Annotated in this window: 15 protein-coding genes, 2 tRNA genes and 2 pseudogenes; 13 read left to right on the forward strand and 6 right to left on the reverse strand. The window is 58.6% G+C overall.

Annotated elements, in window-relative coordinates; all coding sequences use genetic code 11:
* Positions 1-166: 166 nt before the first annotated feature.
* A complete protein-coding gene (gene argS / locus HLB35_RS05350) occupies positions 167-1,852 on the reverse strand; it encodes an arginine--tRNA ligase (RefSeq protein ID WP_171701796.1) in 1,686 nt (561 codons plus the stop codon).
* A 108-nt stretch (positions 1,853-1,960) separates the two neighbouring features.
* Positions 1,961-4,195 carry a primosomal protein N' gene (locus HLB35_RS05355; protein WP_235936999.1) on the reverse strand — a complete coding sequence of 745 codons (2,235 nt, stop codon included), beginning with the start codon at positions 4,193-4,195 and terminating at the stop codon, positions 1,961-1,963.
* Between the two features lie 145 nt (positions 4,196-4,340).
* On the opposite strand from HLB35_RS05355, the gene rpmE reads away from it, so the two are divergent.
* Positions 4,341-4,556, forward strand: coding sequence for a 50S ribosomal protein L31 (rpmE, locus tag HLB35_RS05360; RefSeq protein ID WP_171701797.1), 216 nt, complete (start codon positions 4,341-4,343; stop codon positions 4,554-4,556).
* A gap of 225 nt (positions 4,557-4,781) precedes the next feature.
* Positions 4,782-6,053, forward strand: a complete 1,272-nt coding sequence (locus HLB35_RS05365; protein ID WP_171701798.1) for a malic enzyme-like NAD(P)-binding protein — start codon at positions 4,782-4,784, stop codon at positions 6,051-6,053.
* Between the two features lie 101 nt (positions 6,054-6,154).
* On the opposite strand, the gene HLB35_RS05370 is transcribed toward HLB35_RS05365, so the two are convergent.
* A complete protein-coding gene (locus HLB35_RS05370; RefSeq protein ID WP_171701799.1) occupies positions 6,155-7,015 on the reverse strand; it encodes an acyl-CoA thioesterase in 861 nt (286 codons plus the stop codon).
* 90 nt (positions 7,016-7,105) lie between these two features.
* Between HLB35_RS05370 and tadA the strand changes: the two genes are divergently transcribed.
* The gene (gene tadA / locus HLB35_RS05375; protein ID WP_171701800.1) at positions 7,106-7,558 is read left to right on the forward strand and encodes a tRNA adenosine(34) deaminase TadA; all 453 of its coding nucleotides are present in this window, start codon (positions 7,106-7,108) and stop codon (positions 7,556-7,558) included.
* On the opposite strand, the gene mltF is transcribed toward tadA, so the two are convergent.
* Positions 7,542-8,951, reverse strand: a complete 1,410-nt coding sequence (gene mltF / locus HLB35_RS05380; protein WP_422822429.1) for a membrane-bound lytic murein transglycosylase MltF — start codon at positions 8,949-8,951, stop codon at positions 7,542-7,544. The two genes, tadA and mltF, sit on opposite strands and share 17 nt — an antisense overlap.
* A 264-nt stretch (positions 8,952-9,215) precedes the next feature.
* On the opposite strand from mltF, the pseudogene purL reads away from it, so the two are divergent.
* The 10 genes and pseudogenes from purL (at position 9,216) to HLB35_RS05430 (ending at position 20,274) form a co-directional block, all read left to right on the forward strand.
* Positions 9,216-13,161, forward strand: a pseudogene (gene purL, locus HLB35_RS05385) (phosphoribosylformylglycinamidine synthase).
* A 3-nt stretch (positions 13,162-13,164) separates the two neighbouring features.
* Positions 13,165-14,969: pseudogene (radD, locus tag HLB35_RS05390) on the forward strand (DNA repair helicase RadD).
* A 50-nt stretch (positions 14,970-15,019) separates the two neighbouring features.
* Positions 15,020-15,268 carry a DUF4160 domain-containing protein gene (locus tag HLB35_RS05395; RefSeq protein WP_235937000.1) on the forward strand — a complete coding sequence of 83 codons (249 nt, stop codon included), beginning with the start codon at positions 15,020-15,022 and terminating at the stop codon, positions 15,266-15,268.
* Positions 15,252-15,500, forward strand: coding sequence for a DUF2442 domain-containing protein (locus tag HLB35_RS05400; RefSeq protein WP_171701801.1), 249 nt, complete (start codon positions 15,252-15,254; stop codon positions 15,498-15,500). Before HLB35_RS05395 ends, HLB35_RS05400 begins: the two co-directional genes overlap by 17 nt.
* A 59-nt stretch (positions 15,501-15,559) precedes the next feature.
* Positions 15,560-16,408 (forward strand): segregation and condensation protein A, encoded by an 849-nt coding sequence (locus HLB35_RS05405; RefSeq protein ID WP_171701802.1) that lies wholly within the window; start codon positions 15,560-15,562, stop codon positions 16,406-16,408.
* Positions 16,405-17,163: an SMC-Scp complex subunit ScpB gene (gene scpB / locus HLB35_RS05410; RefSeq protein ID WP_171701803.1), complete on the forward strand. Its 759-nt coding sequence runs from the start codon at positions 16,405-16,407 to the stop codon at positions 17,161-17,163. The genes HLB35_RS05405 and scpB overlap by 4 nt, the downstream gene beginning before the upstream one ends.
* Positions 17,141-18,010, forward strand: a complete 870-nt coding sequence (gene rluB, locus HLB35_RS05415) for a 23S rRNA pseudouridine(2605) synthase RluB (protein WP_171701804.1) — start codon at positions 17,141-17,143, stop codon at positions 18,008-18,010. The genes scpB and rluB overlap by 23 nt, the downstream gene beginning before the upstream one ends.
* Before the next feature lie 79 nt (positions 18,011-18,089).
* Positions 18,090-18,165 (forward strand) — tRNA-Lys (locus tag HLB35_RS05420).
* A 14-nt stretch (positions 18,166-18,179) separates the two neighbouring features.
* Positions 18,180-18,255: transfer RNA gene (locus HLB35_RS05425), tRNA-Lys, on the forward strand.
* 270 nt (positions 18,256-18,525) lie between these two features.
* Entirely contained in the window at positions 18,526-20,274 is a 1,749-nt protein-coding gene (locus HLB35_RS05430; RefSeq protein WP_171701805.1) for a methyl-accepting chemotaxis protein, read from the forward strand.
* A gap of 51 nt (positions 20,275-20,325) precedes the next feature.
* Here the strand turns inward: HLB35_RS05430 and HLB35_RS18230 are convergent, their stop codons facing one another.
* Together HLB35_RS18230 and HLB35_RS16415 are read right to left on the reverse strand one after the other, a co-directional pair.
* Positions 20,326-21,075: a transglycosylase SLT domain-containing protein gene (locus HLB35_RS18230; RefSeq protein WP_216601411.1), complete on the reverse strand. Its 750-nt coding sequence runs from the start codon at positions 21,073-21,075 to the stop codon at positions 20,326-20,328.
* A complete protein-coding gene (locus tag HLB35_RS16415) occupies positions 21,030-21,707 on the reverse strand; it encodes a transporter substrate-binding domain-containing protein (RefSeq protein ID WP_216601412.1) in 678 nt (225 codons plus the stop codon). The genes HLB35_RS18230 and HLB35_RS16415 overlap by 46 nt, the downstream gene beginning before the upstream one ends.
* Positions 21,708-21,716: the final 9 nt, after the last annotated feature.

The following is a 21,716-nucleotide window of genomic DNA, read 5'->3' on the forward strand; positions in this document are numbered from 1 at the left end:
GCGCAGTGCCATGTTGGTGCTGGGCCAAGAAAAACCCCACGACAAGGCCACCCAGCCCCCATAGCCAGCCAGGCAGTCGGCCGTTGGGGGAAGGCTTTTTCGTCGCTCTATCGCGCTGCGACGTGGCACCGCGACGGGGTGGGGTTTTACGTGGACTGGGCATTGCTTACATCTCCTCTGGCGCACGGACACCCATCAGGTCGAGGCCGTTGCGCAACACCTGGCGGGTTGCCAACCCCAGTGCCAGGCGCGTATTGCGCAGGGTGTCATCGTCTACCATGACTTTGACGGCGTTGTAACAGGTGTGAAAGTCGCCCGCAAGATCAAGCAGGTATTGCGCGATCTGTTGGGGTTCACGGTTTCTGGCGGCCACCTCGACAACTTCAGGGAAGCGCGCCAGGCGGTTGAGTACGGCCTTTTCCTGATCACTGTCGAGCAAGGCAAGGTTGGCCAACGCCAGATCATGATCAAATGGCTGCTGGGCGGCTTCGGCCTTGCGCAGCATGCTGCACACGCGAGCATGGGCATATTGTACATAGTAAACCGGGTTTTCGTTCGACTGAGAACGGGCCAGATCAATATCAAATGTTAATTGGGAGTCGGCGCGCCGGGCGGCGAGGAAAAACCGCGTGGCATCGCGGCCAACTTCGTCAATCAGGTCACGCAGGGTGACATAGCTGCCCGCGCGCTTGGAGAGTTTTACCTCAACGCCTGAGCGGGTCACCATCACCATCTGGTGAAGTACATAATCCGGCCAGCCCTTGGGAATACCCACTTCTAACGCCTGCAGACCCGCGCGCACCCGGGTCACGGTGGAGTGGTGGTCGGCGCCCTGCTCATTAATGACCGTCTTGAAGCCGCGCTGCCACTTGTCCAGATGATAGGCGACATCGGGCAGGAAGTAGGTGTAGCCTCCGTCGCGCTTGCGCATGACGCGATCCTTGTCATCGCCAAACGTGGTTGTACGCAGCCAGGTGGCGCCGTCTTCTTCATAGGTATGGCCATTGTCGGTGAGCTTTTCGACAGTGGCGTCTACCTTGCCATCTTCATATAGCGAGGATTCCAGAAAGTAGACATCGAATTCCACGCCAAAGGCTTTCAGGTCAAGGTCCTGCTCGCGGCGCAGCCAGGCCACGGCAAAGGTCTGGATGGCGTCAAGGTCGTCTGGGTCAGCCTTGGCGGTGACTTCGCGGTCATCGGCGCTGACGGTTTTTCCGGCCAGATAATCCTCGGCCACATCAATAATGTAGTCACCCCGATAGCCGTCTTCCGGCCAGCTGCTGTGGTCGGGGGTCAGCCCTTTGACCCGAGCATGAACGGAGCGCGCCAGGTTGCTGATCTGGGCGCCCGCATCGTTGTAGTAGAACTCACGGGTGACGTCATAGCCGGTGGCTTCCAAAAGACGGCACAAGCAGTCGCCAATCGCGGCACCGCGGCCATGGCCGACGTGCAGCGGCCCGGTCGGGTTGGCAGACACAAACTCCACCTGCACTTTCTGGCCTTGGCCCAGCATGCTGCGGCCGAAGGTGTCGCCGCAGTCGAGTACCTGGGCGACCACCTGAGCAGCGGCGTCGGTGGCAGCGAAAAAGTTGATAAAGCCGGGGCCGGCAATATCGGTTTTGTGTACGGCGTCGCTGGCAGGCAGGGCATTCACGACGGCTTCTGCCAGGTCGCGGGGCTTCATGCCGGCGGGCTTGGCCAGCATCAGGGCAAGGTTGGTGGCGTAATCGCCGTGAGACTTGTCTTTGGTCGGGTCAACCTTGATGGTTGGCTGAACGTCCTGGGGAAGCACGCCCTCTTGCTTGAGTGCCTCAACGGCGCCTTCAAGCAGGGTGATCAATGTGTCTTTCATAAGTGAGTATCCGGTAACGTCGGTGGCGGCGTGCGCGTGCGCATCGTAAACGGGCGTATTATCGACGATTGTGGGTGACTTTCAAACATCATCCCGTTATCGGCTCGGCTAGCTGAGCGTTTGGGGATCGATATCCAGTGACCAGCGTACTCGGCGAGCCTCACGGTTATTCTCCAGCCAGTTGACCAGAAAGCTGGCGGCCTGATGCAGGTGGCTACGCTTGTTCGCGCTCAGCATGACATGCAGGTGATAGCGGTTCTGGCGGCGTTCCATAGGTGCGGGTATTGGCCCTAGGCAGCGTACCTGTATGGGCTGGGTCTCAAGCCAGTCGCGTACCTGCTGAGCGGCATGGGTGGCCAGCTGTGTGGCAGCATCGACCTGAGGGCTTTCAACCCGTAACAGGGCCATAAAGCTGAAGGGTGGCAGTTGGGCGCTGCGGCGTTCGGTCAGTAGGTGGCGCGCCAGGGCAGCGTAACCATGTTCGGCGAGCTGGTTCAGGTGCGGGTCATCCGGGTGCAGGGTCTGCACTAGCACGCGGCCGGGGTCAGCGGCACGCCCCGCGCGCCCGGCCACCTGCTCCAGCAGCTGGGCGCTGTGTTCCAGGGCACGAAAGTCGGCGGCATACAGGCCACCATCCGCGTTGATCACCACCACCAGGGTGACGTGCGGCAGGTGGTGCCCCTTGGCCAGCATCTGGGTGCCGACCAGCAGGCAGGGGTCGCCGCGGGAGACGTCTTTCATGATCTGCTCAAAGCTGTCCTTGCGCCGGGTGCTGTCGCGGTCGATACGATGGATGAGCGTTTTAGGGAACAGGCCCTGCAGGGTTTCTTCGGTGCGTTCGGTGCCGCTACCCAGGGCGCGCAGATCACCGCTGGCGCATTCCGGGCAGGCGGGTGGCAGCATCCGGCGGGCATCGCAGTGGTGGCAGGCCAGCAAAGGCGGTTGGCGGTGCAGAGTCATGCGCGCATCGCACTGATGACACTCGGCTACCCAGCCGCAGGCGTGGCAGGCCAGAGTGGGCGCAAAACCACGCCGGTTGATAAACACCAGCACTTGCTTGCCCGCCTCCAGTGTTTTCTTGATCGCCTTGACTGTGCCCGGCAGCAGGCCGCCACGACAGGGCTGGTGGCGCAGGTCGGTCAGTTCCAAGCGGGCGGGAGCATGGCGACTGGCGCGCTGGGTTAACGTCAGGTGACGGTAGCTGCCTTGCAAGGCCTGCTGAAGGCTTTCCAGCGATGGGGTGGCGCTGCCCAGTAGCACAGGTATGCGGTGATGGTGGGCGCGGGCGATGGCCAGGTCCCGAGCGTGGTAGCGCAGGCCATCCTGCTGTTTGTAGGAGCCATCGTGCTCTTCGTCGACAATGATCACGCCAGGGCGGGCCAGGGGAGTAAAAATGGCCGAGCGGGTGCCGATGATAATCAGCGCGCGACCCGCAGCGGCGGCCTCCCAGACATCCAGGCGCTCTGGGTCGGTCAACCCGGAATGCAGGGCCAGCACCGGCACATTAAAGCGCTGGCGAAAGCGCGCCAGGGTCTGTGGCGTCAGGCCAATCTCCGGGATTAGCACTAGTGCCTGTCGGCCCTTACTGACAACGGCGTCAATCAACTGCAGGTAGACTTCGGTCTTGCCGCTGCCGGTCACGCCTTCCAGCAGGCAGGGGTGAAAGTCATCGAGCTTTTCGTGCAGGGCGGCAAGCGTCACCGCCTGTTCACGGTTCAGCGGCAACGCCGGGTTAGCCAGCGATTGTTGGGTGCGCGCAGGCGCGGCTGCCGTCAAGACCTGGGTGGTAGATATAATCAACCCCTTCTGTGCCAGGCGGCTGAGGGTGTCCTGGGTAAAACCGTGAGCGCTGATCACCCGACTGGCCAGGCCATTGGGGTGCTGGCCCAACAGTTCCCAGAGCGCTGCCTGGCGGTGGGCGCGGCCAAAGTCGTGTTGCTCAGCAGCGCTGGGGCTGCGTTTCCAGAGAGTCAGGGTTCGCCCAGCCATGGGGTGGCCCTGGCGCAGGCGGGCGGGCATGGCGTTAGCCAGCGTGTCGCCCAGACTGTGCTGATAGTAGCGTGCGGTAAAACGGCACAGCCACAGCCAGTCGGCGGGTAGCGGTGTGTCATCTAACACGTTATGTACACACTTCAGCTGCTCTTTGGGTAGCTCGCTGTGGCTGGCCAGTTCAACAATGACACCCACTACCTCACGGCGCCCGAAAGGGACGCTGACCCGCAGCCCCACTTGCCAGCCCTCTAACGGTGGGGTGGTTGCTGGCAGGTAGTCAAACAGGCGGCGCAACGGCGAGGGCAGTGCCACACGCAGCACAGGGGCGGACAAAAGAGGTGAACGCGGCAATTGGCCTCCGGCGTCAGGTTTGCTAGAATACGCGGCCGCCCAAGGTTAGAAAGCCCTGGCGGCTTGACCGGTTAATCGATTTCAAACCCGTATGCGGTGCCTGGCAAGTGATCAGGTGGCGGCATACAGCTTCGCGAGGCTTAAGATGAAACAAGGTATTCACCCGAATTACAACACGGTAACGGCAAGCTGTTCTTGCGGTGCCACCTTCCAGGTCGGCTCAACATCCGGGCATGACTTCTCTCTGGATGTGTGCTCTAACTGCCACCCTTTCTATACCGGCAAGCAGAAGCAGGCAACCACCGGCGGCCGTGTAGAACGCTTCAACAAGCGCTTTGGCGCAGCAGTGAAGCGCGGTTAATAAGCGCTTCACGTGTGTTATGGCTGGTGCCCAGAGTATATGGGTATGCCCAGCTTTCAAACAGACCCTCAGCCTATGGCTGAGGGTCTTTGCTATCGGGTGTCACCTTGAGGCAATGACGGTTTTTCTATATTCTCAAATGCCGCTTTTGCGTTATCAGGTGACGTTTTCAGCATTTTTGTTGCAGTGTCGACGCCCTTTAATCTTTCAATCGGACCCTCCATCATGACGGATGCATTCAAGCAGGCTGCTTTGGATTACCACGCTAAACCTATTCCCGGAAAATTGTCGGTCGAGTTGACGAAACCCGCCGCCACCGCACGGGATCTGGCGCTGGCCTATAGTCCAGGCGTGGCTGAGCCGGTGCGTGAAATCGCCCGTGATCCTGAAAATGTGTTTCGCTATACGGGTAAAGGCAATCTGGTCGCGGTGATTTCGGATGGCAGTGCGATTCTGGGGTTGGGTAACCTGGGGCCACTGGCCAGCAAGCCGGTCATGGAAGGCAAAGGGGTACTGTTCAAGCGTTTTGCCGGTATCAACTCGGTGGACGTGGAAGTTGAGGCGGAAAACCCTCAAGCGTTTATCGATACCGTCGCGCGGATCGCCAGCACCTGGGGCGGTATCAACCTTGAAGATATCAAGGCACCGGAGTGCTTCGAAATCGAGAAAGCCCTGATTGAGCGCTGCGCTGTTCCGATTTTTCATGATGACCAGCATGGCACCGCCATTGTAACGGCTGCCGGTATGCTGAATGCGTTGGATATTGCCGGTAAGCGTATCGAGGACGTCAGGATTGTCTGCATGGGCGCCGGTGCCGCCGCGATTGCTTGTATGCGCCTGCTGATTGCCTGTGGTGCGCAGCAGAACAATCTGGTGATGCTGGATCGGCGTGGCGTTATCCATAATGATCGCGAAGGAATCAATCAGTACAAGGCTGAATTTGCCCGTGATACCGATATGCGTACCCTGGATGATGCCATTGATGGCGCCGATGTGTTTATCGGTCTTTCCGGCCCTGGGTTGCTGTCAGCTGATCAGGTCAAGACAATGGCGCCGGATCCGGTGATTTTTGCCTGCACCAATCCGGACCCTGAGATCCACCCAGATGTGGCCCGTGAAGCCCGCCCGGATGTGATCATGGCCACCGGGCGTTCCGATTACCCGAACCAGGTCAATAACGTGCTTGGCTTCCCGTTCATTTTCCGGGGTGCCTTGGATGTACGCGCAACCCGTATCAATGAAGCCATGAAACTGGCCGCCGTTCATGCCCTCAAGGATCTGGCCCGCGAGCCGGTGCCCCAGGCCGTGCTGGACGCTTACGAGCGGGATTCAATGAGCTTCGGTCGTGACTACATTATTCCCACGCCGGTGGATGTCCGCCTGCTGGATCGGGTATCAGCTGCCGTCGCCCAGGCAGCGGTGGATTCAGGCGTGGCACGCAAGCCTTACCCGGCGCACTACCCGCTGCAAAGCGTCAACGACGTTTACGGTGCTTGACGGCCTGATGGCAAGTCCAGCTCTGTGGAGCTTTTGCTAGCTACTAACGCCCGCTTTTACGGGCGTTAGTGCTGTATAGCGGCCATTTTAAGAGATAACACTCAGCGTATGGGCGTATCGTGCAGGCGCATCAAGCCTTCCTGGGCTGTTGAGGCGATCAACTGCCCCTGGCGGTTGTAGATCTGGCCGCGCGCCAGGCCACGGGCGCCGCCCGTCCAGGGCGAATCGGTGGTGTATAGCAGCCATTCATCCAGCCGAGTGTCCTGATGCAGCCAGAGCGCATGATCCAGGCTGGCGATCTGCAGTTTGGGATCTTTATAGTCAACCCGGTGGGGTAGCAAACCGGTGGTCAACAGATTGAAGTCGGACACATAGGACAGCAGGTGGCGGTGCAGGGCCGGGTCTTCAGGTAGCTTGCCCGCCAGGCGAAACCACAGGTATTGATGGGCTGGCGCCTGATGAGCGCTGCTGCGCGAGAGATAGATGAACTCGATAGGGTGACCTGGGAAGCGGCTGTGTTGCGCTTTGCCGCTGTCCAGCAACGTCTCTGGGGCAGGCACTTCCGGCATCGGGCTATGGTGGGCCAGCGGGTTGGTTTCCGGCGTCTGAAAGGATGCACTACAGAAGAAGATGGGCCTACCTTTCTGGATGGCGGTCACCCGGCGGGTAGTGAAATTGCCGCCGTCACGCACCTTATCGACCTGGTAGACCACTGGGCGGTGAGGGTCTCCAGGGCGCAGGAAGTAGCCATGCTGAGAATGCGGCTGGCGGTCTTGCGGCACCGTGAAGCTGGCCGCTGCCAGGGATTGCCCAAGTACCTGGCCGCCATATAGTTGGGGAAAACCCAGGTCCTGGCTCTGACCGCGAAACAGGGTCTCTTCCAGGGTTTCCAGGGCCATCAGGCTGACAAGCTTGTCGAGTGATGCTTGTGTTGAGAGACCGGTTTGAGAAGCGTCAGTCATAGTGGCGTATCCTGTCGGGCATGTCTGTTAAAGGCATTTCAATAGTCTCTATCATACGATCGTTTGTCTACCATAGCGGAGTTTGGTGCCATGCGCAGCGATGAATTCTATATGTACCGGGCGCTTGATCAGGCCCATCTGGCGTTTGAAGCAGGTGAAGTGCCGGTGGGGGCCGTTGTCGTTTCGGCGGAAGGAGAGATTCTGGCCGCTGCGTATAATGCGCCTGTTGCTGGCTGTGACCCTTGCGCCCATGCGGAAATCCTGGCCCTGCGAGCCGCTGGGCAAGCCGCTGGAAATTACCGCCTGGAAGGCGCCACCCTGTTCGTTACCCTGGAACCCTGCATGATGTGTACCGGTGCTATGGTGCATGCTCGTATTGCCCGACTGGTGTATGGTGCCGCTGAACCACGCACCGGTATGCTGGAATCCAAAGCCAATCTCCTGGCGCAACCTTGGTTTAACCACACAATCGCGGTCAGCGGTGGCATCCTGGCCGCCCCAGCTGGACGGTTGCTGAAACGCTTTTTCAGCGAGCGTCGTTAGGCGGTTCCAGCGGCGGAATTATTTCAAAGTTTAACGCTGACTCATCGTCAATACGGGTCTGTTCCAGCTGAAAAAACTGCTGGCGGCTGCGCTCAACGTAATCAAGCATTTCGTAATAACGGCGGATATTGCGCACATAAATCACCGGCTCGCCGCCGCGTGCATAGCCATGGCGGGTTTTGCTATGCCATTCCCGGTGCTGCAGAAGTGGCAAGGACTCACGCACATCTTCCCAAAGATCCGGATCTTTGCCGCGCATTTCGGTAATCTTGCGGGCATCGTAAAGATGACCAAGCCCCACGTTATAGGAGGCCATGGCCATGTACAGGCGGTCGTCACCGGTGATGCTTTCCGGCAGCCTGTCCATCACGTGGCGCAGATAGCGGGAGCCGCCATCAATGCTTTGCGCTGGGTCGCGTCGGTTACTGATGCCCATTTCCTGGGCGGTGGCGTTGGTCAGCATCATCAAGCCGCGCACCCCGGTGGGGGAGACGGCGTCTCTATCCCAGTGGGATTCCTGATAACCCAGCGCCGCCAACAGCTTCCAGTCAAAGCCGGTTTGCTGGGCGGCCTGTTTGAAAAGCTCGGTATATTGCGGCAGACGAGAATCCAGGTGCGACAGGAAGGTGCGCGTGCCGACATATTCCAGATAGTCGTCATGGCCAAAGTGGCGGGTGATCAGTGAGTCGAGTTCGCCGTTATCATGCAGGGACTGGATAAAGTCGTTGGCAGCATCGATCAGCTCAAGGCCGCGGCCACTGGGTAACGCCCAGACCATGGACAAGGGCTCGCCAAGCAGAAAACCGCGCTCGACCTCCGGGAAGAACAGCCGGTTAACGAGAAACTGATGATCAAAAATAATCGCCGCATCCAAGGTGCTGTTTTGGATGCTGGCGAGCAGGTCAGCCACTTCAATGTCGCTGGAGGCCTTCCAGTTGAGTGCTGGATATTGCTGCTGTAGGCGCTGTAGGGTTGCCGTCAGGCCTGAGCCGTTGAGGGTGCCGACTTCTAGGTCGACCAAGTCAGCCACGGAATCAATCCCGTTTAGCCCGCGGCGGTAAACCACCAACGGCTGCATCTCAATGATGGGGCGAGTGTAATGAATACCCTGAGTGTCAGGTGTCAGCGGTAGCCCTGCCGCACCAATATCGCCGCGGGCGCGCACGGCTGGCAAAATGCTGTCCAGATGGTGGTTGGCATCCAGGTTCAGGCTGACCCCCAGGCGCTCGGCAAAGCGGCGCATCAGCTCGTACTCGAACCCGGTCGGGCCACGCCGACCCTCATAATAGGTGGTGGGCGAGGTGCGGGTATGAAAGGTAATAAAATCGCGACTTTTAATCAGCGCCAGGTGTTCGTTCCCGGTCGTTGAAAAAAGGGCGGCGCGAACAGAGATACGTTCGAAACCGCAGGGATCATCACCAACAGTAATCCGCTCGAAAGTGCCAGGCACAGGCGATAAAATAACGTCATGGGGTTTTTATGGGGCTCAGCATGGCAGCTTTCGGGTGTCTGTCATGGGCTCACGATACCCAGCTCCAGCCAGGCTGTCACCATCTTGATTTCGTATGACCTCAGCTTTCCAGTATCATAGCGTCAAATGCCGCCACGCGGCGCTACTGTTTCCTGCTTGCAACTCCTGCTTTAGAGGCTCCCAGATATGCTCGAACTGCGCGGCTCGTCAGCCCTTTCTGCCTTCCGTCATGCGCGTTTACTGGCCTTGCTTCAGGCGCACGCGCCTGAGGTCGAGGCGTTATCGGCGGACTATGTTCACTTTGTTGATCATCGCACTGAGCTTTCGCCTGCCACCCGTGAGCGCCTGGAAAAGCTGCTCGACTATGGCTACTCCCAAACCTCTATCGAGATGCAGACCCTAACCGACGGGGCGCAGCGTTTTCTGGTGGTGCCGCGTATCGGTACCCAGTCTCCCTGGTCTTCCAAGGCCACGGATATCGCTCATAACTGCGGCTTGGGTGACATTGCCCGCATCGAGCGCGGGGTTGACTACCGTCTAAGATTCAGTGCCACACCGGATGAAGAGACCTTCACAGCGCTGGTGGCGCTGCTCCACGACCGTATGACCGAAGCCGTGTTGCACAATGCCAGCGATGCTGCCCAGCTGTTTGCCCGGCATGACCCGGCGCCGCTGGGCAGTGTGGATATCCTCGACGGTGGGCGTGAGGCGCTGGCGACTGCCAACGTTGAGCTGGGCCTGGCGCTGGCCGATGATGAAATTGACTATCTGGTTGACGCCTTCCGCGAGCTGGCCCGTAACCCCACCGACGTTGAGCTGATGATGTTTGCCCAGGCCAACTCGGAGCACTGCCGCCACAAGATATTCAATGCAGACTGGGTGATCGACGGTGAAGAACAGCCCTACTCGCTGTTCAAGATGATCAAGAACACCTTTGCGACTTCGCCAGAAAACATCCTTTCTGCCTACAGCGATAATGCGGCGGTGATCAAGGGCAGCCACGCCGGGCGGTTTTTCCCCACGCCGCTGACTGGCGCTGACGAGGAGCAGGCCCAGTACGCCGCCCATCAGGAGCCCATCCATATTCTGATGAAGGTGGAAACTCACAACCATCCGACGGCCATTGCGCCTTTCCCCGGCGCGGCGACTGGTTCAGGTGGTGAAATCCGTGATGAAGGCGCGACGGGTATCGGCGGCAAACCCAAAGCCGGGCTGTCAGGCTTTACGGTTTCCAACCTGCGCATTCCTGAGTTTGTTCAGCCCTGGGAAGCTTTCGACTACGGTAAGCCTGAACGCATGCAGTCGGCGCTTTCCATCATGCTGGACGGCCCGATTGGCGGAGCCGCCTTCAATAATGAATTTGGCCGCCCTAACCTGACTGGCTACTTCCGCACCTATGAGCAGGAATCGCTCAATGAAGGCGGCATTGAGCGGCGCGGTTTTCATAAGCCGATCATGCTGGCGGGGGCTATGGCAATATTCGCGCCCAGCACGTCCAGAAGGGCGATATCCCGGTGGGCGGCAAGCTGATTGTGATGGGCGGCCCGGCCATGCTGATCGGCCTGGGCGGTGGCGCGGCATCGTCCATGGCCTCGGGGGTGTCCAGTGCCGATCTGGACTTTGCTTCGGTTCAGCGTGAAAACCCGGAAATCGAGCGTCGCGCTCAGGAAGTGATTGACCGCTGCTGGGCACTAGGTGACCACAACCCGATCCGCTTTATTCATGACGTGGGCGCAGGCGGGCTGTCCAATGCCCTGCCGGAACTTGTCAAAGACGGCGGCCGTGGCGGGCGCTTTGATATTCGTGCCGTGCCCAACGCCGAGCCGGGCATGAGCCCGCTGGAAATCTGGTGTAACGAAGCCCAGGAACGCTATGTACTGGCCGTGGCCGCAGAAGACCTCGACACCTTCGACGCTCTCTGCCAGCGGGAGCGCTGCCCTTACGCCGTGGTCGGCGAGGCGCTGGAACAGCACCATCTGGAAGTGCGCGACGGCCACTTCGAGAGCCAGCCGGTTGATTTGCCGATGAGCGTGCTGTTTGGCAAGGCGCCGAAAATGCAGCGCGAATTCAACCGTCAGACACCCGAATTATCCGGTGTGATGCTGGATAACCTTGATCTGCGTGAAGCCATGGATCGCGTGCTGCGCCTGCCCACCGTGGCCTCCAAAAGCTTTCTGATCACCATCGGCGACCGCTCAATTACCGGCCAGGTGGCGCGGGACCAGATGGTCGGCCCCTGGCAGGTGCCGGTCGCTGATGTGGCGGTGACCACGGCTAGTTTCGATACCCTCGCCGGGGAAGCCATGGCCATGGGCGAACGTCCGCCGGTGGCGCTGATCAGCCCGGCGGCCAGCGCTCGACTGGCGGTGGCCGAGGCTATTACCAACCTGGCAGCAGCGCCGATTGCCAAGCTGGGTGATATCAAACTTTCTGCCAACTGGATGAGTGCGGCCAACCATCCGGGTGAGAACCAGGCGCTGTATGATGCGGTGCATGCGGTAGGGATGGAGCTTTGCCCGGCGCTGGGAATTGCCATCCCGGTGGGCAAGGATTCCATGTCAATGCGCACTGCCTGGCAAGACACCGATGCCAAGGGGAAAAGCGAAGATAAAAGCGTGACGTCGCCGCTATCGCTGGTGGTCACCGGCTTTGCCCCGGTGACCGATGCCATGGCCACGCTGACACCTGAAATCAATCTGGAGCAGGAAGAGTCCGATCTCATCCTGGTTGATTTGGGAACGGCCAGAACCGCATTGGCGGCTCGGCGCTGGCGCAGGTATACGGCCAGGTAGGTAACGAATGCCCGGATGTGGATGACCCGGAAGACCTCAAGGCATTCTTCGAGGTGATTCAGGGCCTCAACCGAGACGGCAAGCTGCTGGCCTACCACGACCGCAGCGACGGCGGCCTGCTGGTGACGCTGCTGGAAATGGCCTTTGCCGCCCATGCCGGGCTTGAGATCAAGCTCGACTGGCTGATTGATGAGCCGGTCGAAGCCTTCAATGCGCTGTTTGCGGAAGAGCTTGGCGCGGTGATTCAGGTCAGGCGTGCGGATACCGAAGCGGTGCTGACCCAGTTTGCCATGGCGGGTATCGAAACCTGCGGTGTGATTGCCCGCCCGCGTTACGATGATCAGGTTCGCGTGACTCTGTTTGAAGAGCCACTGTTGGAAACCACCCGCCAGCTGGCTCAGCGCACCTGGTCGGAAACCAGCTACCGCATGCAGGCGCTGCGCGATAACCCGGAGTGCGCCAAGAACGAGTTTGATAACCTGCTGGATTCCCGAGATCCGGGGCTTTCCGCCACGCCCACCTTCGATATCAATGACGATATCAGTGCGCCCTTTATCAACACGACCCGGCCTGCCATGGCCGTGCTGCGCGAGCAGGGCGTTAACGGTCAGGTGGAAATGGCCTGGGCCTTTGATAAAGCCGGTTTCAATGCGGTGGATGTGCACATGAGTGACATCCTCTCCGGTCGCGTTAGCCTGGAGGACTTCAATGGCCTGGTGGCTTGCGGTGGTTTCTCCTACGGCGATGTGCTCGGCGCTGGCGGCGGTTGGGCAAAATCAGTGCTGTTCAACGAGCGCGCCCGGGAGCAGTTTGCGTCCTTCTTCCACCGTGAAGACAGCTTTGCCCTGGGGGTATGTAATGGCTGCCAGATGCTGTCACAGCTGAAAGGCCTGATCCCCGGCGCCGAGGACTGGCCGGCGTTCGTGCGTAATGAATCTGAACAGTTCGAAGCGCGGGTCGCCATGCTGCGGGTTGAGCAAAGCCCGTCCATCCTGTTGACGGGCATGGAAGGGTCACGCCTGCCGATTGCTGTCGCCCACGGCGAAGGCCGCGCTGCCTTCCGTGATGCCGCGCACCTGCGTAGCATGCAGTCGAGCAGCCAGATTGCGCTGCGCTACATCGACAACTATGGCCAGGTGACCACCCGTTACCCGGCCAACCCCAACGGCTCGCCGGCGGGGATTACCGGCCTGACCACCCCGGATGGCCGCGTGACCATCATGATGCCCCACCCGGAGCGGGTCACCCGCGCGGTGACCAACTCCTGGCGCCCGCCGGAATGGCGTGAAGACGCCCCCTGGCTGCGTATGTTCCGCAATGCCCGGGTCTGGCTCGGCTAACCTATGTCTGCCCACTACCTCCACAAGGCGACCCAAGGGTCGCCTTTGTTGTCATCTCCTCCCAGCCTGCGCCCTTACCAGCGTGAGGCGGTTGAGCGGGTGGTGGCGCATTTTCGCGCTGGCAGCGACCCTGCAGTGGTGGTGCTGCCGACGGGCAGCGGTAAATCCCTGGTGATTGCCGAGTTGGCACGGATTGCCCGTGGGCGGGTGCTGGTGCTTGCCCATGTGCGTGAGCTGGTGGAGCAGAATCATGCCAAGTATGAGGCGTATGGGCTACAAGCGGATATTTTCAGCGCCGGGCTCAAACGCAAGCAGGCCGAGCGCCAGGTGGTGTTTGGTTCGGTGCAATCGGTGGTGCGCAACCTGGAAAGCTTCAGCGATGCGCGCTTTACCCTGCTGGTGATTGATGAATGCCATCGGGTATCACCCAATGAAGATGCCAGCTATCGTCAGGTGATTGAACATCTGAGAGCGCATAATCCGCAGCTTAAGATTCTTGGCCTGACCGCCACGCCTTATCGCCTGGGGCAGGGGTTTATCTACTATCGTCATCACCACGGTATGGTGCGCGGCGATGAAGACAGCTTCTTCCGCGATTGTGTGTTTGAGCAGCCGCTGCGGCTGATGGTCAAGCAGCATTATCTGGCACCACCGGTGCGCCGGGATATGGCGGTGGCGCATTATGATTTTTCTGCCCTCCAGCCTGGCAGCTCAGGAGCGTTCCGCGATGAAGAGCTTAATCGGGTAGTGGCAGGCAATCGGGCGACGCCGCAGATTATCGCCGATATTATTCATCACGCAGCCGACCGCCGTGGGGTGATGATTTTTGCCGCCACCGTGGCCCACGGCGAGGAAATACTCGGGTATCTGCCCGCTGAGCAGGCGGCGCTGATTACCGGGGCGACGGAATCACAGCAGCGCACCCAGCTGATTGCGGCGTTCAAGGCTGAACAGCTTAAATATCTGGTCAATGTGGCGGTGCTGACTACTGGCTTTGATGCCCCGCATGTGGATCTGATTGCGATTCTTCGCCCCACGGAGTCGGTTAGCCTTTACCAGCAGATTGTCGGGCGCGGCTGCGCCTGGCACCCGGTAAAAAGGATTGCCTGATTCTCGATTACGCCGGTAACCCCTGGGATCTCTATGCGCCGGAAGTCGGCTCGCCAAAACCGGATAGCGACAGCGAACCGGTGCAGGTGGAATGTCCGGCCTGTGGCCACGCCAACCTGTTCTGGGGCAAGCGCGAGGGTGACATTGTGATTGAGCATTTCGGCCGCCGCTGCCAGGGGCTGATTGAGGGTGGCAGCGGCAGGCAGCAGTGCGATTTTCGCTTTCGTTTCAAGGTGTGCGGTGAATGCGGCGCGGAAAATGACATTGCCGCCCGGCGCTGTCATGGTTGCCAGATGCTACTGGTGGATGCTGATGACAAGCTCAAGGATGCGCTGAAACTGAAAGATGCCAAGGTGTTAAGGGTCAGCGGTATGCAGCTTGAGGCCACCACCAACGGGCGCGGCTTGCCACGTCTGAAAGTCACCTATCACGATGAAGACGGCGCCAGCCTGGCCGAATGGTTTGCACTGGAAACCCCGGCGCAACGCCGTGCTTTTTCTGCGGCCTTTCTGCGTGACCACCTGCGCGCCCCGGCATCTGGCTGGCAACCGATGTCGCCCGACGAGGTCATAGAGGAACAGCAGCGCCTGCGCGCCCCGGATTTTGTTGTCGGGCGCAAGGTCGGGCGTCACTTCCAGATTCGCGATAAACTGTTTGATTACCAAGGCCGCTTTCGCAAGGCAGCCGAGGCTTCATAGAATCACCAGCGTTTGCCGGGCCTTGGAGTTTAATGTTTGTATCAGGAGATATGCGTAATGCCCGTTATTTTACGCTTGAATGGATTCAGGTTTTTCTTTTACTCAAAGAAGGCAATCCTTTGGAACCGCCACATATTCATGTGTTTAAAGCGGGCTCAGAAGCAAAGTTCTGGTTGACTCCTGAGGTTCAGCTGGCGAGTAACGACGGATTTGATGCGAAACAATTGCGTATTATCACTCAGATGATCATTGAACACTGCAGCTTGTTGGAGGCTTCTTGGCATGACTACTTCTCCTAAAAATGTGACTTTTGACGATAATAACTTCTGGGTGGCTTTAAATGATGGGCGCACCTTAGGGGTGCCGCTGGCTTGGTACCCACGATTACTCAGGGCGACGCCGCAGCAGCTAGCCAGCTATGAGCTAAGCGCACGAGGGATTCATTGGGATGTCCTTGATGAGGACATTTCCATTGAAGGCCTGCTGGCAGGACAGGGTGATATGACCAAGCACCGTCAGGCGGTTGCCTGAGCCTTCACCGCGATTAAGTGCATGCCATCCTCCATTCATTTCAGAGCCCGCAGACCACTATGGACGCGACGCAGGAAGCGCCAGAGCAGCAGGTGTCACAGGCCGTGGCGCGTCTGTTTGATGAACCGATTACCCAGATGCCGGAAGACCTCTATATTCCGCCGGAAGCGCTGCGCGTTTTCCTGGAGACTTTTGAGGGGCCGCTGGATCTGCTTTTATATCTGATTCGCCGCCAGAACCTGGATATCCTGGCCATCAATGTGGCCGCTATTACTCATCAGTACATCGAATACGTAGAGCTGATGAAAGCCATGCAGATTGAGCTTGCCGGGGAATATCTGCTGATGGCGGCCATGCTGGCCGAAATCAAATCGCGTACCTTGCTGCCACGCCCGCCAAAGGAACAGGACGGCGATGAAGAAGACCCGCGCGCTGAACTGATCCGCCGTTTGCAAGAGTACGAACGCCTCAAGGAGGCGGCAGAAACCCTGGATACGCTGCCGCGTATGGGGCGTGACTGGTTCAGCGTGCATGCCGGCTTGCCAGCGTTGGAATCTCAGGTCATCCATCCTGATGTGGAACTGGATGAGCTTTTGGGGGCGCTGAAAAGTCTGCTTAAGCGGGCTGATCTGGCCCAGGCGCATAATATCAGCCGTGAGGTGCTGTCTACCCGTGAACGCATGTTGGCGATTATGGATCAGCTGAATCAGGCATCCAGCCGCTATGTCGCCTTTGAAGCACTCTTCGCGCTTGAAGAAGGCCGCGCTGGGGTGGTGGTGACCTTTATGGCGATTCTGGAGTTGGCTAAAGAAGTAATGATCGAGATCGTTCAGAATGCACCGCTATCGCCGATTCATGTGCGCGCCCGCCAACAGCAGGATGGCGCCTTTGACGAGGAGCCTGCATGAGTGACGTCACCACAACGTTGGATGATATTCTTGAAGCCGCGCTGCTGGCAGCCGGTGAGCCGCTGTCGCTGGAGCGCCTGGAAACCCTGTTTCGTGAGGCCGAGTGCCCGCCGCGCAGTGAACTTAAACAATCGTTATCGCGGCTGGGCGAGCGCCACTCCGCTGGCGCGCTGGAGCTTCTGGAAACTGCCTCTGGCTACCAGTTACGCATTCGCCCAAGGCTATCGCCCTGGGTCTCGCGGCTATGGGATGAGCGCCCACAGCGCTATTCCCGGGCGCTTTTGGAAACCCTGGCGCTGATTGCCTATCGTCAACCGGTGACCCGCGCCGATATCGAAGAGGTGCGCGGGGTGGCGGTCAGCACCACCATCATGCGAACCCTTACCGAGCGGGGCTGGATTCGCGTAGTGGGTCACCGTGATGTCCCCGGCCGGCCGGCCGTGTTTGCGACGACGCGCAGCTTTCTGGATGATTTCGGCCTTAAAACGCTGGATGCCCTGCCACCCATGCATGAGCTGATTGCCGAAAGTGACGATGCGCCGCTGGACGGCGACGCCAAAACGGTGCAGGATGCGCCCCCTGAGACGGCCGAGAGTGCCGACCCACACGCCGAGACGGCGTTAACCCAGCCGCTGAGCTTTGCTGATCTAGAAGCACGGCTTGCGGCACGCGGGCAGGCGCGATCACAAGACGAGCCACCCGCGCAGAACGAGAGAAAGAGGTCAGATGACCATGAGTCAGAATCACACCCGTAATGCCCCCAGCGGTGAAAAGCTCCAGAAAGTCCTGGCTCGTGCCGGGCTGGGTTCACGCCGCGAAATGGAAAAAGCCATTGCGGATGGCCGCGTCCGCGTGAACAATCAGGTCGCCACCCTGGGCGACCGTATTGAAACCCACGATAGAGTCACCTTTGACGAGCGCCTGGTGGCCCTGGTGGCTGAAGATGACGTGCCGCGCCGGGTCATTATGTACAACAAGCCTGAAGGCGAGCTGTGTACCCGCAAAGACCCGGAAGGGCGGCGTACCGTCTTTGACCGCCTGCCACGCCTGAAAGGCGAGCGCTGGATTGCCATCGGGCGCCTGGATATCAACACCAGTGGTCTGTTGCTGTTTACCACTGACGGTGAACTGGCCAATCGGCTGATGCATCCGTCTACTCAGGTAGAACGCGAATACGCGGTACGTGTGATGGGCGAGGTCAAGAAAGAACACCTCGTAGCCATGGTTGACGGTGTCATGCTGGAAGATGGCCCTGCCCGTTTCACGGATGTTCAGGAATTTGGCGGCGAAGGCATCAACACCTGGTTCCACGTGGTAATTCTGGAAGGCCGTAACCGTGAAGTACGCCGCCTCTGGGAATCACAGGAGCTGACGGTCAGCCGGCTCAAGCGCGTCCGTTATGGCAATATCTTCCTCGACAAGCGGGCAAAAGCGGGCGAGTGGGTAGAGCTAACTCAAGCCGAAGTCGATGATCTGGCTACGTTGGCAGCGCTTGAATCGCGCAGGGTGCCCGAGTTGACGCCCGATGAGAAAAATCGCTGGAGCCGCGACAAGAACAAGCGGCGCCCGGTTCAGGCAATGCGCAAACCCAAGCGGCGCTGAACGCCATAAAAAATATAGCGCAATTGTGAAAAGTGCTTGCGAATAGTCAGTAGTATCCGTACTATATGCATCCGTTCGGGGGTCGTTAGCTCAGTTGGTAGAGCAGTTGACTTTTAATCAATTGGTCGTAGGTTCGAATCCTACACGACCCACCATCCGAACCCCGTCAGGGTCGTTAGCTCAGTTGGTAGAGCAGTTGACTTTTAATCAATTGGTCGTAGGTTCGAATCCTACACGACCCACCAGATGTTAGCTTCAGAAAATCCATGTTTTTGAAGCTGCAAAAAAGCGCCTACGGGCGCTTTTTTATTTCCCCATTTCTCCCGCCTATTTCCAGCAATGTCTTCTGACAAGCGTTTTCCTTTAGCACTCAAGAGTTTCTCGTCAATCTCCCTACCAACAAACCTAGGCTGATGGCAGCGAAGAGAATATCATTGTGTACGCAATTTAATCTTTTTTAACTTATCTGCTGGCGCTGCGGTTGATAACACTTAATAACAAAAGAAGGATATTCAATGTCTCGCAAGTCTCTCAGGCACCGACTCTTCAATCTTCAAGGCAAGATATTCCTGTTGGCGATGATTCCGTTGTTGATCTCCGGTTGGAGTATTCTAGGGTTAGTCACTATTGAGCAGGTGCGGGAAAATCGTGAACAGGTGGCAGAGCAACGCAGGCAGCTGCTTGAGTCGCGTCAGGAAGGCGTCAAGGATGTGATGCAGATGGCGCACTCCTTGGTAGAAAACATTATTGAAACAGAAGGCAATACGGCCGCCGCACGGGAGCTGGCCGCTAACCGTCTGCGCAGTATACGCTTTGATGATAACAACTATGTTTTTGCTTATACCCATGACGGCATCATGCGCGTCCAGCCGCCTCAACCTTCAGTAGAAGGCACCTATATGCTGGATGTGCAAGGCCCGGATGGTGGGGAGCCGCTGCGCGAGATGCGTGATCTGGCCCAGCAGGGTGGAGGAGAATATCAGTACGTTTGGCCTCACCCAGACACAGGCGAAGATGAGATCAAATATAGCTATGTGGTACCGGTGCCCGAGTGGCAGTGGGTCATTGGTGCAGGGGTTTATGCCAATGATATTGAAACCACGGTAACCGCCCTCGAAGCTGAATATGCGGCTAACCTGAAAGAGAATCTGATTCGTACCTTCGTGTTGGCCTGTTTGGTGAATCTGGTAGTTATAGCCGGTGTTTTATGGGCCACCCGGCGCATTGTGGCGCGTATTCGTCGTGCGGCAACTGACATTACCGAGATTTCCCAGAGCGTCACCGATGGGCACGGAGATCTGACCCGTCGGCTTGATGTGGTGGGCCATGATGAAATCAGCGATCTTGCCGAGCGTTTTAACGACTTCCTGATCAATATGCAGCGTACGCTTATTGATGTGCGTGATACTGCCCAGGCGGTTGACCGTGCCTCAGCCGATATTTCGCAAAGCAGTGAGGAGCTGGCATCGCGCACTGAGCAGGCAGCGGCAAACCTGCAGCAAACCTCATCAGCGATGGAAGAAATTACCTCAACGGTGTCGCACAGCGCTGAGCATGCGGTTACCGCCAGCGGTATCGCCGATAACACTGCGGAGGTCGCGCGAAAGGGCGATGCAGCGATGTCTGATGTAGTGGAGACAATGACAAAGATCGATGACTCATCAACACGCATTGGCGATATCGTTGAGATGATCGACTCGATTGCCTTTCAGACCAATATCCTCGCGCTTAACGCCTCAGTGGAAGCAGCGCGTGCCGGTGAGCACGGTCGAGGATTCGCCGTTGTTGCCCAGGAAGTGCGCAAGCTGGCGCAGCGTAGCGCTGAGGCTTCAAAGGAAATTCGTGGCCTGATTGATGAATCGGTCGAGCACTCACGGCGTGGAAAGCAAATCGTCGATACAGCGACAAATACCATGAAGGAAATCCTGACGCGTGTCAGCGAGGTTAACGACGTGATTGGCGAGATTACGGCAGGTGCTCAGGAGCAGAATGCCGGCATTCTTCAGGTCAACACGGCCATGAGCGAAATGGATACCATGACCCAGAAAAACGCCTCCATGGTGTCGGCATCGACGCGCACGGCCAAGGAAATGCGCGAAGAGGCCGAGAAGTTATCGCAGCTGATCAGTGGCTTTGTATTGGGTGACAGCAGTAACACTTTTCACCGTGTCGGCTATGTCAGTGACCAGCGTCCTAAGAAAGAGCGAGTTGTGCTGAAAAGCCCGAAGTCAGGAAGCAGTGAGGATGACTGGGAGGCGTTCTGAAGCCCGCCCCCGTGCTGGGGGCAGGTAATTTCAGTGTCATCGAGGGCAGTGCTATTCGAAGGCTGAGGCAATAACATCGCGATAGTTGCGGATGCGCTGCACATAATGAACCGGCTCATAGCCCCGAGCATAACCGTAACGCGTGTTGGGGTAATAGCGTTTGTCGGCTTTAAGGGGCAGGACGGTTTCCAGATCTTCCCAGGAGTCCGGGTTTTTGCCCAGTTCACGGGCCAGAGTGCGCGCATCCAGCAAGTGGCCGCGGCCGATGTTGTAGCTGGCCAGGGCCTGAAACAGGCGGTCGGGTTCCGGAATGCTGTCAGGCAGCCTTTCGTGCCGGTCGGCCAGGTAGCGGGCGCCGCCATCAATCGCAGCCGCTGGGTCCAGCCGGTTGGTGACACCCAATGACTCGGCAGTGTTCTGGGTGAGCATCATGATGCCACGCACCCCGGTCGGCGATACCGCCGCTGGATCCCAGTGTGACTCCTGATAGGCGAGTGCTGCCAAGAGGTCGGCTGGCATGCCGGTCTTTTCTTCGGCGGCGATGAACTGATCGATGTAGGCGGGCAGGCGTTCGTCAATCCGCTGATTAAGGGCTCTCAGGTCGACAAAATCGAACTCGCTGATATAGGCGTAATAGTGGTTCTGCATGGCGTCAATGGCCTGCTTGCCCTGTTCGCTGGCCATCCATGCCTGGCTGCTTTGCGCCAGTGCTGTCTGCTCTTGGGATAGATACCAGCCAAGTTCGTGCTGGGCACTCAGCTCAAGAGCAATTTCAAGACTTGGAAAGTGGCGACGAACCACCTGAACAATGTTGGCGTCGGCGACGGTGCAATCCAGTGTTTTTCGGCTACAGCGCTCAATAATAACTCGGTGGTGCGCTGGTCGTCCTGTTCATAGGTGATGCCTTCATGTTCGCTGGCGAGTTGCTCAAGGGCTTCGACATAGCTTGAATCAGCGGTCACCACGATCTCAATATCAGCCATCTCTTCCGGCGAGCGAGGCATGGGCGATAGGTCGCGGTGGCAGACCAGCTGCTCGTTGATCCGGGTATGTACGGGTCCTTCTGTCAGGGTGTCTGAACGTGATGGCAGGTGCGTCAGGCCAGCGGCCGCCATATGGGCCTCGCCCTGGTTGATGGCTTCCAGCACGGCGGATGTCGAGTCATAGACCGTCCATTCAAGTGCCCATTCCTGTGTGTCGGCAAAGGCCTTGATCAGGTCATGCTCAGGGCCTGCCGGTTGCTGGTGGCGGTCAATAAAGTAAGTGGTCGGGCCGTTGCGAGTAGCGACCTGCAGAATACCGGTTTCCGAGGGTGGCGCCAGCGTGGTCTGGGGAGAAGGCTCGCTGGCATTATCAGAAGAGGTGCTGGAATCACTGCATCCGTTCAAGGTGGCGAGCAGAGTCAGTCCTGCCAAGGTCAAGGGTGTGCGCATTGGAGTGCC

This window comes from Vreelandella azerica (assembly GCF_013112225.1).
GTDB classification, from domain to species: Bacteria; Pseudomonadota; Gammaproteobacteria; order Pseudomonadales; family Halomonadaceae; genus Vreelandella; species Vreelandella azerica.

Coding starts and splice junctions, on each gene's coding strand:
- argS (WP_171701796.1), bottom strand. CDS start 1,852: ATGAAAGACACATTGATCACCCTGCTTGAAGGCGCCGTTGAGGCACTC.
- rpmE (WP_171701797.1), top strand. CDS start 4,341: ATGAAACAAGGTATTCACCCGAATTACAACACGGTAACGGCAAGCTGT.
- HLB35_RS05365 (WP_171701798.1), top strand. CDS start 4,782: ATGACGGATGCATTCAAGCAGGCTGCTTTGGATTACCACGCTAAACCT.
- HLB35_RS05370 (WP_171701799.1), bottom strand. CDS start 7,015: ATGACTGACGCTTCTCAAACCGGTCTCTCAACACAAGCATCACTCGAC.
- tadA (WP_171701800.1), top strand. CDS start 7,106: ATGCGCAGCGATGAATTCTATATGTACCGGGCGCTTGATCAGGCCCAT.
- HLB35_RS05395 (WP_235937000.1), top strand. CDS start 15,020: ATGCGTAATGCCCGTTATTTTACGCTTGAATGGATTCAGGTTTTTCTT.
- HLB35_RS05400 (WP_171701801.1), top strand. CDS start 15,252: ATGACTACTTCTCCTAAAAATGTGACTTTTGACGATAATAACTTCTGG.
- HLB35_RS05405 (WP_171701802.1), top strand. CDS start 15,560: ATGGACGCGACGCAGGAAGCGCCAGAGCAGCAGGTGTCACAGGCCGTG.
- scpB (WP_171701803.1), top strand. CDS start 16,405: ATGAGTGACGTCACCACAACGTTGGATGATATTCTTGAAGCCGCGCTG.
- rluB (WP_171701804.1), top strand. CDS start 17,141: ATGAGTCAGAATCACACCCGTAATGCCCCCAGCGGTGAAAAGCTCCAG.
- HLB35_RS05430 (WP_171701805.1), top strand. CDS start 18,526: ATGTCTCGCAAGTCTCTCAGGCACCGACTCTTCAATCTTCAAGGCAAG.
- HLB35_RS16415 (WP_216601412.1), bottom strand. CDS start 21,707: ATGCGCACACCCTTGACCTTGGCAGGACTGACTCTGCTCGCCACCTTG.